General features: G+C 66.6%; 12 protein-coding genes. 6 read left to right on the forward strand and 6 right to left on the reverse strand.

The features are described from left to right. Window positions 1-16: 16 nt before the first annotated feature. From prmA to ACN22W_RS02995, 6 genes are all read right to left on the reverse strand, one after another. Window positions 17-919: a 50S ribosomal protein L11 methyltransferase gene (prmA, locus tag ACN22W_RS02970; protein WP_419686165.1), complete on the reverse strand. Its 903-nt coding sequence runs from the start codon at window positions 917-919 to the stop codon at window positions 17-19. A 2-nt stretch (window positions 920-921) separates the two neighbouring features. After that, the gene (gene accC, locus ACN22W_RS02975) at window positions 922-2,289 is read right to left on the reverse strand and encodes an acetyl-CoA carboxylase biotin carboxylase subunit (RefSeq protein WP_193097593.1); all 1,368 of its coding nucleotides are present in this window, start codon (window positions 2,287-2,289) and stop codon (window positions 922-924) included. 84 nt (window positions 2,290-2,373) lie between these two features. Beyond that, entirely contained in the window at window positions 2,374-2,844 is a 471-nt protein-coding gene (accB, locus tag ACN22W_RS02980) for an acetyl-CoA carboxylase biotin carboxyl carrier protein (protein WP_412022513.1), read from the reverse strand. 66 nt (window positions 2,845-2,910) lie between these two features. After that, window positions 2,911-3,363: a type II 3-dehydroquinate dehydratase gene (aroQ, locus tag ACN22W_RS02985; protein ID WP_111015348.1), complete on the reverse strand. Its 453-nt coding sequence runs from the start codon at window positions 3,361-3,363 to the stop codon at window positions 2,911-2,913. A 194-nt stretch (window positions 3,364-3,557) separates the two neighbouring features. Beyond that, the gene (locus ACN22W_RS02990; RefSeq protein ID WP_129513667.1) at window positions 3,558-4,109 is read right to left on the reverse strand and encodes a TlpA family protein disulfide reductase; all 552 of its coding nucleotides are present in this window, start codon (window positions 4,107-4,109) and stop codon (window positions 3,558-3,560) included. Between the two features lie 7 nt (window positions 4,110-4,116). Continuing rightward, complete coding sequence (locus ACN22W_RS02995) at window positions 4,117-4,761, reverse strand: UDP-N-acetylmuramate--alanine ligase (RefSeq protein WP_412022511.1); 645 nt, start codon at window positions 4,759-4,761, stop codon at window positions 4,117-4,119. 235 nt (window positions 4,762-4,996) lie between these two features. Here ACN22W_RS02995 and mpl point away from each other — a divergent pair, with 235 nt between their 5' ends. The 6 genes from mpl to ACN22W_RS03025 all read left to right on the forward strand — a co-directional run bounded on the left by mpl (window position 4,997) and on the right by ACN22W_RS03025 (window position 12,773). Beyond that, on the forward strand, window positions 4,997-6,382 hold the full coding sequence (gene mpl / locus ACN22W_RS03000) for a UDP-N-acetylmuramate:L-alanyl-gamma-D-glutamyl-meso-diaminopimelate ligase (RefSeq protein ID WP_419686166.1): 1,386 nt from the start codon (window positions 4,997-4,999) through the stop codon (window positions 6,380-6,382). Further along, window positions 6,379-6,948, forward strand: coding sequence for a YqiA/YcfP family alpha/beta fold hydrolase (locus tag ACN22W_RS03005; RefSeq protein WP_048251166.1), 570 nt, complete (start codon window positions 6,379-6,381; stop codon window positions 6,946-6,948). Before mpl ends, ACN22W_RS03005 begins: the two co-directional genes overlap by 4 nt. Window positions 6,949-7,028: 80 nt before the next feature. Further along, complete coding sequence (locus ACN22W_RS03010) at window positions 7,029-9,122, forward strand: RNB domain-containing ribonuclease (RefSeq protein WP_419686167.1); 2,094 nt, start codon at window positions 7,029-7,031, stop codon at window positions 9,120-9,122. Further along, window positions 9,119-9,985, forward strand: a complete 867-nt coding sequence (aroE, locus tag ACN22W_RS03015; protein WP_419686168.1) for a shikimate dehydrogenase — start codon at window positions 9,119-9,121, stop codon at window positions 9,983-9,985. The genes ACN22W_RS03010 and aroE overlap by 4 nt, the downstream gene beginning before the upstream one ends. A 14-nt stretch (window positions 9,986-9,999) precedes the next feature. After that, window positions 10,000-10,737 (forward strand): monofunctional biosynthetic peptidoglycan transglycosylase, encoded by a 738-nt coding sequence (gene mtgA / locus ACN22W_RS03020; protein ID WP_419686170.1) that lies wholly within the window; start codon window positions 10,000-10,002, stop codon window positions 10,735-10,737. 425 nt (window positions 10,738-11,162) lie between these two features. Next, window positions 11,163-12,773, forward strand: coding sequence for a S10 family peptidase (locus ACN22W_RS03025; RefSeq protein WP_419686172.1), 1,611 nt, complete (start codon window positions 11,163-11,165; stop codon window positions 12,771-12,773). Window positions 12,774-12,827 lie beyond the last annotated feature (54 nt).

Here is a 12,827-nt window from a genome sequence, read left to right on the forward strand (position 1 = left end):
GAAGGACAGCGCTATTCTAATGGCTTTCCCGCCGGGTTCCGGCGAGGCATACCCAACCTTCGTGTTCGCGCCAGACCGCGATGTCGACGTAGCGCGCGTAGACAGCCGCGACTTCGTCCGCCTGACGCGCGAGCACGCCCGACAGCGCGATGCGCCCGCCCGGTTTGACCTTCGACGCCAGCATCGACGCCATCAGCTTCAGCGGGTTCGACAGGATGTTCGCGACGACGATGTCGAATTCGCCTTCCGGGCATGCATCGGGCAGCCCGTACGTGACTTCCGCACGGTTGCGTTCGCTGTTCTGCCGCGCCGATTCGACCGCCTGCGGATCGATGTCGATACCGATGACGGGGTTCGCCCCGCATTTCTTCGCGAGGATCGCGAGAATGCCGGAGCCGCAGCCGTAGTCGAGCACCGACTGGCCGGGCTTCACCGACTGCTCGAGCCATTCCATGCAAAGGCGCGTGGTCGGGTGGCTGCCGGTGCCGAACGCGAGGCCGGGGTCGAGTTCGAGGACGAGCGCGTCGGGATCGGGCGCATCGTGCCACGACGGCACGACCCAGATCCGCTCGCCGATCGGGATCGGTTCGAACTGCGATTGCGTGAGCCGTACCCAGTCCTGTTCCTCGACTTCGCGGACGGTGAAGGTCGGCGTCTCGGTGACGCCGATTTCATTCGCGGCCGCCGCGAGCAGCACGGCCGGCTCGTGGTCGGCCGACAGCAGCGCGACCACGCGCGAGTGCTGCCACGCGGTGCGATCGGGCACGAGGCCCGGCTCGCCGAAGAGCGGCTGTTCGTCGGGCGTGTCGGCGTCGGCGTCCTCGACGGACACCGACAGCGCACCGAGTTCGAGCAGCGCGTCGGACAATGCCTCCGCATGCTCACGGGCCAGTTCGACGACGAGTTCGCGATAACTCATGCTTACGCTTCTTCCGGTGCGACCTGCTGCTTCTGCGCGAGCCGGTTTTCGAGGTAATGGATGCTGGTGCCGCCTTCGACGAACTTCGAGTCGATCATCAGCTCGCGGTGCAGCGGGATGTTGGTCTGGATGCCTTCGACGACCATTTCCGACAGCGCGATGCGCATCCGGCGGATCGCCTGGTCGCGCGTGGCGCCGTAGGTGATCAGCTTGCCGATCATCGAATCATAGTTCGGCGGCACGAAATAGCCATTGTAGGCATGCGAGTCGACGCGCACGCCGGGGCCGCCCGGCGTATGCCACGACGTGATCCGGCCCGGCGACGGCGTGAACTTGAACGGATCCTCGGCGTTGATCCGGCATTCGATCGCATGTCCGCGGAACTGGATGTCGCGCTGGCGCAGCGCGAGCTTCTCGCCGGCCGCGATGCGGATCTGTTCCTGCACGATATCGACGCCGGTGATCATTTCCGACACCGGGTGCTCGACCTGCACGCGCGTGTTCATCTCGATGAAGTAGAACTCGCCGTTTTCGTACAGGAACTCGAACGTGCCCGCGCCGAGGTAGCCCATCTTCTTGCATGCGTCCGCGCAGCGGTCGCCGATGCGGTCGATCAGGCGGCGCGGAATGCCGGGCGCCGGCGCTTCCTCGATCACCTTCTGGTGGCGGCGCTGCATCGAGCAATCGCGCTCGCCGAGCCAGATCGCGTTCTTGTACGCGTCGGACAGCACCTGAATCTCGATGTGGCGCGGGTTCTCGAGGAACTTCTCCATGTACACCTGCGGGTTGCCGAACGCACGGCCGGCTTCCTCGCGGGTCATGTTGACCGCGTTGACGAGCGCGGCCTCGGTGTGCACGACGCGCATCCCGCGACCGCCGCCGCCGCCGGCGGCCTTGATGATGACCGGATAGCCGATCGAGCGCGCAATCTTCACGATCTCTTTCGGATCGTCCGGCAACGCGCCTTCCGAGCCCGGCACGCACGGCACGCCGGTCTTGATCATCGTCTGCTTCGCGGTGACCTTGTCACCCATCATGCGGATCGTTTCCGGGCGCGGGCCGATGAACGTGAAGCCCGACTGCTCGACGCGCTCCGCGAAATCGGCGTTCTCCGACAGGAAGCCGTAGCCGGGGTGGATCGCCTCGGCATCGGTGACTTCCGCGGCGCTGATCAGCGCCGGCATGTTCAGGTAGCTCAGGTTCGACGGGGCCGGGCCGATACAGACGGCTTCGTCCGCGAGGCGCACGTACTTGGCTTCCTTGTCGGCTTCCGAGTAGACGACCACCGTCTTGACGCCGAGCTCGCGGCACGCGCGCTGAATGCGCAGCGCGATTTCACCGCGATTGGCAATGAGGATTTTTTCAAACATAGCGAGTATTCGTCTCTTCGAGGGGCGCGCGAACGGCGCCTGGCGAGCATCGGCGGCGCGCGGCCGGCTGGCCGCGCGGCGGGCTTAGCCGATCACGAAAAGCGGCTGGCCGTATTCGACGGCCTGGCCGTTCTCGACGAGGATTTCCTTGACCACGCCGGCCTTGTCCGACTCGATCTCGTTGAGCAGCTTCATCGCTTCGATGATGCAGATCGTCTGGCCTTCCTTGACCGTGTCGCCGACCTGGACGAACGGGTCGGCGCCCGGCGACGGTGCGCGATAGAACGTGCCGACCATCGGCGACGTCACGACATGGCCCTGCGGCACGGCGGGCGCTGCAGCGCCGGCTGCCGGTGCAGCGGCACCTTCGGTCGGTTGCGCGAACGACGGAGCGGGCGCGCTGACTTGCGGGACATACCCAGCCGTCGGCTGCACGTAGACCGGCGGCGCGTTCTTGACGATGCGCACCTTGCCTTCGCCTTCCGTCACTTCCAGCTCGGAGATGCCGGATTCGGAGACGAGGTCGATCAGAGTTTTCAGCTTACGAAGATCCATCGGGAATTCCCCTTTCAATACGTAAAAGCGCCGGTTAGGGGCCGGCGCTGAATCTAGATCGCGAAATCAGCCGCGCGACGTGCCTTGCAGCTTGTCCAGCGCGTACTCGAGCGCGTACAGATAACCTTTCCAGCCAAGCCCGCAGATCACGCCTTCGGCCTGGTCGGAAAAGTAGGAGTGGTGCCTGAACGCTTCGCGGCGATGCACGTTCGACAAGTGAACCTCGACGAACGGGATGCCAACGCCGGCGATCGCGTCCCGGATCGCGACGCTCGTGTGCGTATACGCGGCCGGATTGATCAGGATGAAATCGGTCTGTTCCTCCCGCGCGGCCTGGATGCGGTCGACCAGCGCACCTTCATGGTTGCTCTGGAACGACGACAGTTCGGCACCGGCTTCCCGGGCGCGTGCGGCAAGCGCCTGATCGATCTGCGCCAGCGTGACGTGGCCGTACACCTCCGGTTCCCGGGTGCCGAGAAGGTTCAGGTTGGGGCCGTGCAGCACCAGCAATCGTGTCATGGTCGCTTCTATTTCTGCGGAATTGCGCGAACTTTAGCGCTATTTAGAGAATTTTGTCTAGTTTCGCCGAACGGCCGCGCGCGCCGGACCCGCAAGAATTACCGGTGCGGATGCAAAGTATCGGCGAATTCACGCGAAATTGCGGCGATCGACCTACAAATCGCCGCCAACGTGCGGGCCGTCGTTCGGGCAGATTACAGCGCGTCGAGCGTCTTTTTCAGCTCGGCCGGCTGGATTTGTCCCAATTTTGTCTCGCGAATCTTGCCGGTCTGGTCGATGACGACCGTGAACGGCAACGCACCGGCGGTATTCCCAAAATTACGGGCCAGATCGGCGCCCGCATATCCGCTGACGAAAACCGGATAGTCGACCTTCACTTTCTGCAGAAAGTTCTTCACGTTCTGCCCGGAATCGACGCCGATCCCGATGAAACGGATGCCTTTCTGCTTGTACTGGTGCGACAGCGCGACGAGCTCGGGCATCTCCTCGACGCACGGGCCGCACCACGACGCCCAGAAATTGACGACGACCTTCTGGCCCTTGAAGGCCGCCAGCGTGACCGGCTTGCCGTCGACGTCCGTCAGCGACGACGCCCACAACTGGTCGACCGGGTTGCCCTGTGCGGCGGGCGCGGCGACGGCGACACCGTCGTCGGCACTGCCGCGGAACCAATGGCCGGCGGAGATCCCGCCGGCAACGGCGGCAGCCGCGACCACCGCGAGCGCCATCATGCGTTTCATCATCATCGTTGAATCATTCCGGTTCGGAAGGGGCCTTGCCCGCCTCGACGAGCGCGCGCAGCGCGGTGGCATCCGCGCGGGCGACGCGGCCGCGCGCGTCGGCCTTGACCGCACCGCGCAGGTCGTCGCTCGCATAGAGCGCGAGGTGGATGCCGATTGCGTCCACGTCGCGCCGCGGGCGCCACAGGAAACTCAGCGTCTCGACGTCGTCGCGGCCCGCGAAGTGCCGCGTCTCGGACACGTCGTACTGGACGTTCTGGTTCAGCAGGTAAATCGCGACGTCCTTCGGGTTGTCGGGGAATGCCTGCAAATGGATGTCCGAATGCGCGTTCGCGGTGCCGTTCAGCACGGCGCCCGTCACATACGGACGGAACTCGGCGAGCCGCTGCATCCAGTCGAGCGCGACTTCGCGCAGGCGGCGCAGTTCGTCCGGCTGCGTATCGCTCTGGAACAGTGCGAGGTACTCGCGCAGTTCTTCCTCGATCTGGTCGTTATCCGGCAGCCATTCGCCGGCAACGCGCGAATCGCCCAGCAACTGGCGCGCGGCCTTGCGTTTCGCGCTGGCGTAGTCCAGGCCGTCCTCCGCGATCAGGCGGGCGGCGGACTGGGCGATTTCCTCGCGGACGCGCCGCGGGTCGACAAGAGGTTTGCGAGACATGATCCGGCAATCATACTCGATCGCTGCGGCGCCCGAGCACGGGGGCGGCCGCCTGCCGCCCGGCGCGTCGGCGCCGTTCGCGCGCATCGTTCGGGCCGCCGGGCATGGCAGGCCGTCAGTTACAATACTGCTCTTTGTGTCGCGGCGACGAGCGCCGGTCGCACGGCCTGTCCGGCGCGCCGCAGACGCATCTTTTCCGAATCGACGGCGCCCGGCGGCGCGAAAGCATTCATCTATGCACATCCACATTCTTGGCATCTGCGGCACCTTCATGGGCGGTCTCGCCGTACTCGCGCGCGAGGCGGGCCACACGGTGACGGGTTGCGACGCGGGCGTCTATCCGCCGATGAGCACGCAGCTCGAGTCGCAGGGCATCACGCTGATCGAGGGCTACGGCGCCGAACAGATCGACCTGAAACCGGACCTGTTCGTGATCGGCAACGTCGTCACGCGCGGCAACCCGCTGATGGAGGCGATCCTCGATCGCGGCCTGCCTTACGTGTCGGGCCCGCAGTGGCTCGGCGAGCACGTGCTGGCGGGCAAATGGGTGCTGGCGGTGGCGGGCACGCACGGCAAGACGACCACGTCGTCGATGCTCGCGTGGCTGCTGGAAGACTCGGGGCTGAACCCGGGTTTCCTGATCGGCGGCGTGCCGCTGAACTTCGGCGTGTCGGCGCGGCTGACCGATTCGAGCTTCTTCGTGATCGAGGCCGACGAATACGATACGGCGTTCTTTGACAAGCGCTCGAAGTTCGTCCACTACCGGCCGCGCACCGCGGTGCTGAACAACCTGGAATTCGATCACGCCGACATCTTCCCGGATCTCGCCGCGATCGAGACGCAATTCCATCATCTCGTGCGTACCGTGCCCGGTGTCGGCCGGATCGTCACGAACGGCCGCTCCGACGCGCTCGAGCGCGTGCTGGCGCGCGGCTGCTGGAGCGAGGTCGAGCGGTTCGGCGTCGACGGCGGCTGGCAGGCGCTGCCGGCCGAGGACGGCGTGCCGGTCGACGAGCGCTTCGCGGTGTATGCGCACGCCGAACGCGTCGGCGAAGTCGCGTGGCAGGTGCAGGGCGATCACAACCGGATGAATGCGTTGGCAGCCATCGCCGCCGCGCGCCACGTCGGCGTGCCGCCCGCGCAGGCCGCCGCGTCCCTCGCATCGTTCCGCAACGTGAAGCGCCGCATGGAAGTACGCGGCAGCGTGGACGGCGTGACCGTGTACGACGACTTCGCGCACCATCCGACCGCGATCGAAACCACGATCGCCGGCCTTCGTGCGCGCATCGGCAGCCAGAATGCCCGCATCCTCGCGGTGCTCGAGCCGCGCTCGAACACGATGAAGCTCGGCGTGATGAAGTCGCAATTGCCGGCGAGCCTGGCCGATGCCGATCTCGTGTTCGGTTACGGCGCGCCGACGGGGCGCGACGCGCTCGGCTGGAATCTCGCCGAGGCGCTTGCGCCGCTTGGCGGCAACGCGCGCGCGTTCGATGATCTCCACCTGCTGGTGAAGGCCGTCGTCGAGGCCGCGCGCCCGGGCGACCACGTGCTCGTGATGAGCAACGGCGGCTTCGGCGGCGTGCACCAGAAGCTGCTCGATGCGCTCGGGAGCCGCACGTGATCCTGTATCTGCACGGCTTCCGGTCGTCGCCGGAATCGCAGAAGTCGCGGCTTCTCGCCGCGCGCATGGCCGAACTCGGCCGTACGGACGAGTGGCGCTGCCCGTCGCTGTCGGTGTCGCCGCTCGAGGCGATCGCCGTCGCGGAAGCCGAGGTCGCGGGCGCACGCGACGTGACCGTGATCGGCAGCTCGCTCGGCGGCTATTACGCGACCTGGCTGGCCGAGAAGCACGGCTGGAAGGCCGTGCTGCTGAATCCGGCCATCGTGCCGCAGCGCGATCTCGAGCAGCATCTGGGCGAACAGCCGCTGTGGCACGGCGGCGGCACGATCGTCGTCGAGCGCCATCACCTGCACGAGCTCGACGCGCTGCGGGTGCCGGCAATCACGCGTGCTGAACGCTACTATCTGTTCGCGGCGACCGGCGACGAAGTGCTCGACTATCGCGAGATGCTGGCCCATTACCCGGGCGCGAACACCCGCGTGATCGACGGCAGCGATCACGGGATCAGCGAATTTGCCGACTATGTCGACGACGTTCTCGCGTTTTGCGACGGAAAAGCGCGATAAACCGGCCCCGTGCCGATCGAATCCCCATCATCATGCGGCGCCGCCGACGCGGCGCCCGGCAGTCTGAACGAGAGTACTGAGTGAACGTTTTCTTCGAGGAATCGGGCAGTTTCAAGGCGGGCAGCGTGCTGTCGCGCCAGGGCGACGCATTTCAGGTCGAGTTGCCCGGCGGGCGGCGTGCGAAGGTGCGCGCGAAAGACGTACTGATCGAATTCGACAAGCCGGCCGCGGGCGAGCTGATGCAGGAGGCCGACACGGCCGCGCAGCAGATCGATCTGGATTTCCTGTGGGAATGCGCGCCGTCCGACGAGTTCGCCTATACGGCGCTGGCCGCGGAGTACTTCGGCGCGACGTACGGCCCGGTCGAGCGTGCGGCGCTGGTGCTGCGGCTGCACGGCTCGCCCGTCTATTTCCGCCGCAAGGGGCGCGGCCAGTACCAGCGCGCGCCGGAAGAGCAGCTCAAGATGGCGCTCGCGTCGCTCGAGCGCAAGCGCCAGCAGGCGCTCGTCCAGGTGCAGTATGAAGAGGAACTGAAGGCCGGCAAGCTGCCGGAAGCGTTCGCGGGCAAGGTGCTCGGGCTGCTGACGCGGCCGGACAAGAACGCGATCGAATACAAGGCGATGGAAGCGGCGGCCGGCGCACGCGGCGTGTCGCCGGCGCGCCTGATGCTCGACTGCGGCGGCATCGCGTCGCCGCGCGCGCTGCACGAGGCGCGCTTCCTCGCGGAGTTCTTCCCGCACGGCACGGGCTTTCCGCCCGTCACGGTCGGCGCGCTGCCGGACGACCTGCCGCGCGCGAACGTCGAGGCCTTCTCGATCGACGACATCACGACGACCGAAATTGACGACGCATTCTCGGTCGAGCACCTGTCCGACGGCCGCGTGCGGATCGGCGTGCACATCGCCGCGCCGGCGCTCGGCATCGTGCGCGGCGACGCGGTCGACGCGATCGCGCGCACGCGCCTGTCGACCGTCTACATGCCCGGCGACAAGATCACGATGCTGCCGGACGACGTCGTCGACGTGTTCACGCTGAAGGAGGGCGATTACCGCCCGGCGCTGTCGCTGTACATCATCGTCAACCGCGAAACGCAGGACATCGTCGCGAACGAGACGCGCGCCGAACTCGTGTTCGTGAAGAACAACCTGCGTCACAACACGCTCGACGAGCTCGTCAACGAAGAGACGCTCGCGGCCGGCACCGGCGAGTATCCGCACAAGGACGACATCGCCGTGCTGTGGCCGCTCGCGCAGGCGCTGTTCGAGAAGCGCCAGCTTGCGCGCGCGGGCTACGGCCTGAAGCGCGAAGTGCAGCGCAACACCGACTACAACTTCTACGTCGACGGCGAGCACGTGTCGATCACGCCGCGCCGCCGCGGGTCGCCGCTCGACTTGATCGTGTCGGAGCTCGCGATCCTCGCGAACTCGACCTGGGGCGCGTTCCTGCATGACCACACGGTGCCCGGCATCTACCGCTCGCAGCGCGGCTTCGGCGCGCCGGGCCCGAAGCGCACGCGGATGCAGACGACGGCCGCGCCGCACGAAGGCCTCGGCGTGCCGCAGTACGCGTGGAGCACGTCGCCGCTGCGCCGCTACGTCGATCTGGTCAACCAGTGGCAACTGCTCGCGTGCGTGCAGCATGGCGTCACCGCGAAGCTCGCCGCGCCGTTCAAGCCGAAGGATGCCGACCTGTATGCGGTCGTGCAGGGCTTCGACGACACCTACACGGCCTACGCCGACTACCAGCGCCGGATGGAGTATTTCTGGTGCCTGCGCTGGCTCGCGCAGGAGCAGAAGAAGCAGGTCGTCGCGGCGGTGGTGAAGGGCGATCTCGTGCGCCTCGAGGAAATTCCGCTGCTGCTGCATGTGCCGGGGCTCGGCGTGCATGCGCGCGGCACGCGCGTGCTGCTCGACGTGATGTCGCTCGACGAGCTGACGATCGAGGCGTCGGTGCGGTTGTTGAACGTGCTCGATGCGCCGACCGTGACGAGCGGCGATGCGGCCGAGGAAGAGGATGACGCCGAAGGCGGCGACGACACGCTGATCGACGCGGAAGACGCCACGGCGGAAACCGAGGCGGAAGCGCTGGCCGAAGCGGACGGTGCGGCGGCGGATGTCGGCGGCGAAGCCGCGAGCGGCAACGGCAACGATAGCGAAGAGGGGCGTGCATCATGAACGCGGCTGCGTCGACGAGCGGCGCCGACCGCTACGTGGTGTTCGGCAACCCGGTGGCGCACAGCAAGTCGCCGTTCATCCACGCGCAGTTCGCCGCGCAAACGGGCGAGCCGATCGACTACACGCACCGGCTCGCGCCGGTCGACGGTTTCGAAGCGGCCGTGCGTGCGTTCGTCGCCGAAGGCGGTCGCGGCGCGAACGTGACGGTGCCGTTCAAGCTCGAAGCGCATGCGCTCGCCGACACGCTGTCGCCGCGCGCGGCGGCGGCGGGTGCGGTGAACACGCTGCGCATCGACGCCGACGGCCGTATCCACGGTGACAACACCGATGGCGTCGGTCTCGTGCGCGACATCGAGTCGAACCTCGGCGTGTCGCTCGCGGGCGCACGCATCCTGCTGCTCGGCGCGGGCGGCGCCGCGCGCGGTGTCGTGCTGCCTTTGCTCGACCGCGCGCCGCTGTCGATCACGATCGTGAACCGCACCGCGAGCAAGGCCGAGGCGCTCGTCGGCCAGTTCATGCAGGCCGCGCACGATGCGGGCTGCACGCTCGCGGGCGGCGGCCCCGACGTGGTGCGCGCGGAGCCGTACGACGTGATCGTCAATGCGACGGCCGGCAGCCTCGACGCGGCGCTGCCGGCGTGCGACGCGGCCGCGTTCGGCGCGGGCACGCTGGCGTACGACATGATGTATGGCGCGCAGCCGACCGTGTTCATGCAGCATGCGGCGTCGCTCGGTGCGCGCACGGCCGACGGGCTCGGGATGCTCGTCGAGCAGGCGGCCGAATCGTTCTTCATCTGGCGCGGTGTGCGGCCGGACGGTGCACCGGTGCTTGCCGCGCTGCGCCAGGCGCTCGCGGCGAGCTGAACGGAGCGCGGCAGGTGGCGGCGGTGAGCGGCACGCAGCGCACGCGGACGGTCAGCCCGGCCCGCTGGATCGTCTATGCGGGGGCGGTGTTCGCGGGCGCGTGGCTCGCGACGCAACTGTTCTATCTCGCGCAGATCGCGCTGTGGTCGTTCGTGAATCCGGGCTCGACCGCGTTCATGCGCACCGACGCATGGTGGCTGTCGCGCGAGCAGCCGCCCGCGCAGATCCAGCACCAGTGGGTGCCGTACGACCAGATCTCGCGCAACCTGAAGCGCGCGCTGATCGCGTCGGAAGATTCGACTTTCGCGACCAACAACGGCTACGACGTCGACGCGATCCTGCAGGCGTGGGAGAAGAACAAGGCGCGCGGCCGGATCGTCGCGGGCGGCTCGACGATCACGCAGCAGCTCGCGCGCAACCTGTTCCTGTCGCGCGAGAAGAGCTACATCCGCAAGGGGCAGGAGCTCATCATCACGTGGATGCTCGAAACGGTGCTCGACAAGGAGCGGATCTTCGAGATCTACCTGAATTCCGTCGAGTGGGGGCGCGGCGTGTATGGCGCCGAAGCGGCCGCGCGCTATTACTACAAGATCCCCGCGAGCCGGCTCGGCGCGTGGCAGTCGGCGCGCCTCGCGGTCATGTTGCCGAAGCCGCGCTGGTTCGATGCGCACCGCGGTTCGGCCTACCACGCGCAGCGCGCGGCGATCATCGCCCGCCGAATGGGCGCGGCCGCGCTTCCGCAATCCGAGTGAGCGGCGCGTTCGCGCCGTCGCATTGTCCGTTTCGCCGCCGACGCGCCGTTTGTGCGCTGCAGCGCATTCGTGTCACGCGCATTTCGGGCCATATCCATTAGACGAATTCGTCTATTTCGCTTTACTGAGCAATACGTGCGATCGCGCGATTTTATTGGGCGATATGGCACGAAATCCGCACTTTTTTAGTATTGCCGGGTAAATGCGAAAGTCGATGAAAGGCGCATGAAATGCAACGTTTCATGAATCGAAGCATTCCTGAAAGGTGTGCGCTGCATCGGTCTCCCGCCAAATATTTCAAAATTTTTCAAAGCTGACGGGCTCGCGTATATTGGCCAGCGCCTCGGCTTATCGGCCGCAATCGAGGCGGGGGGCGGCTTATCAGGCTGCTCGATACAAAAACATCCGAGAGAAGGAAAGCAACAATGCCAGCGAGCAAAGCCAAGCTGTTGTTGGGGGTTGTGTTCTCTTCGCTGATCCTGACGGCCTGCAACGACGACGTGACGTCGTCCGCCGCTTCCAGCGCCGACAATTCAGCCGATCCCGCCAGCCAGGTGGACAGGGCGTACAACGATCCCAACAGTTATTCGTCGAGCGCGACCGCGTCGCTCGACGCGTCCGCCGCGGTGGAAAAGGCCGCCGTCACGCATCACCAGATCACGCTGAACGGCAAGACGATCCATTACACGGCCACGGCCGGCCACCTCGTCGCGCGTAATCCGCAGACGGGCGCGCCCGAAGCGTCGTTCTTCTACGTCGCCTACACGGCCGACAACCAGCCCGCGGCGAAGCGGCCCGTCACGTTCCTGTACAACGGCGGCCCCGGCTCGGCATCGGTGTGGCTGCACCTCGGCTCGTTCGGCCCGCGGCGGATCCAGACGGGCGACCCGAACGCGAACACGTCGACGTTCCCGTTCGTCGACAACCAGGAAAGCCTGCTCGACACGACCGACCTCGTGTTCGTCGATGCGATCGGCACCGGTTTCTCCGAAGCGGTTGCGCCGAACACGAACCAGTCGTTCTGGGGCGTCGACCAGGACGGCGGCGCGTTCCGCGATTTCGTGGTCCGCTACCTGACCGTGAACCAGCGCAACGATTCGCCGAAATACCTGTTCGGCGAGTCGTACGGCACGCCGCGCACCGACGTGCTCGCGAACCTGCTCGAGACGGCCGGCGTGAAGCTCGCCGGCATCGTGCTGCAGTCGTCGATCCTGAACTACAACACGAACTGCGACATGGCGAGCGACTACATCGGCAACTCGAACAACGGTTCGAGCCCGGTGAGCTGCGCAGGCTTCGTGCCGTCGTACGGCGCCGTCGGCGCGTACTACCAGCTCGACAATCCGAACCCGTCGAATCTGCCGCAGTATGCGGACCAGATGCGGCTGCTGACGGCCGGCAGCTACGCGCCTGCCGTGAACGCGTACCTCGCGAGCCATACGCCGCCGCCGCCGAATCTCGTCACGACGATGGCGAACTCGACCGGCGTGAAGCAGGCGCTGTGGAACGCGAACTTCAACGTGATCCCGACCTTCTTCGACAACAGCTTCCAGTTGTCGCTGGTCCCGGGCACGCTGATCGGCCGCTACGACGCGCGTGTGAACGTGCCCGTGTCGAGCCCGCTCGCGGCGGACGGCGATCCGTCGAGTTCGTTCATCACGAAGCCGTTCACCGACACGATCGGCAGCTACCTGCCGAACGAGCTGAAGTACACCGCACAGTCGGCCTACTCGTTGAGCAGCAATGCGATCAACACGTGGGACTGGACGCACGACGGCCTCGCGATGCCCGACACGATCCCCGATCTTGCCGCGGCGCTGACGCTGAATCCGTCGCTGAAGGTGCTGTCGCTGAACGGGTATCACGACATCGCGACGCCGTTCTACCAGACCGAGCTCGACCTCGCGCGGCTCGGGTCGCAACCGAACCTGACGATCAAGGACTATCAGGGCGGACACATGGTCTATCTCGACGATACGTCGCGTCCGCAGGAGAAAGCCGACCTCGTGACCTTCTACAACGCGGCCGCGCACTGATGCGATGCGCGAGGCCGGCGACCGGCGCCCACGGTGGCGCGTCGCCGGCCGTCG

Origin of the sequence: Burkholderia theae (genome assembly GCF_048565265.1) — a bacterium.
Classification (GTDB): domain Bacteria; phylum Pseudomonadota; class Gammaproteobacteria; order Burkholderiales; family Burkholderiaceae; genus Burkholderia; species Burkholderia theae.

What these genes read in the sequence shown, in the direction of transcription:
- ACN22W_RS03025 (WP_419686172.1), top strand. Translation starts at nt 11,163, where the DNA reads ATGCCAGCGAGCAAAGCCAAGCTGTTGTTGGGGGTTGTGTTCTCTTCG.
- mpl (WP_419686166.1), top strand. Translation starts at nt 4,997, where the DNA reads ATGCACATCCACATTCTTGGCATCTGCGGCACCTTCATGGGCGGTCTC.
- prmA (WP_419686165.1), bottom strand. Translation starts at nt 919, where the DNA reads ATGAGTTATCGCGAACTCGTCGTCGAACTGGCCCGTGAGCATGCGGAG.
- ACN22W_RS02990 (WP_129513667.1), bottom strand. Translation starts at nt 4,109, where the DNA reads ATGATGATGAAACGCATGATGGCGCTCGCGGTGGTCGCGGCTGCCGCC.
- aroQ (WP_111015348.1), bottom strand. Translation starts at nt 3,363, where the DNA reads ATGACACGATTGCTGGTGCTGCACGGCCCCAACCTGAACCTTCTCGGC.
- ACN22W_RS02995 (WP_412022511.1), bottom strand. Translation starts at nt 4,761, where the DNA reads ATGTCTCGCAAACCTCTTGTCGACCCGCGGCGCGTCCGCGAGGAAATC.
- accB (WP_412022513.1), bottom strand. Translation starts at nt 2,844, where the DNA reads ATGGATCTTCGTAAGCTGAAAACTCTGATCGACCTCGTCTCCGAATCC.
- aroE (WP_419686168.1), top strand. Translation starts at nt 9,119, where the DNA reads ATGAACGCGGCTGCGTCGACGAGCGGCGCCGACCGCTACGTGGTGTTC.
- accC (WP_193097593.1), bottom strand. Translation starts at nt 2,289, where the DNA reads ATGTTTGAAAAAATCCTCATTGCCAATCGCGGTGAAATCGCGCTGCGC.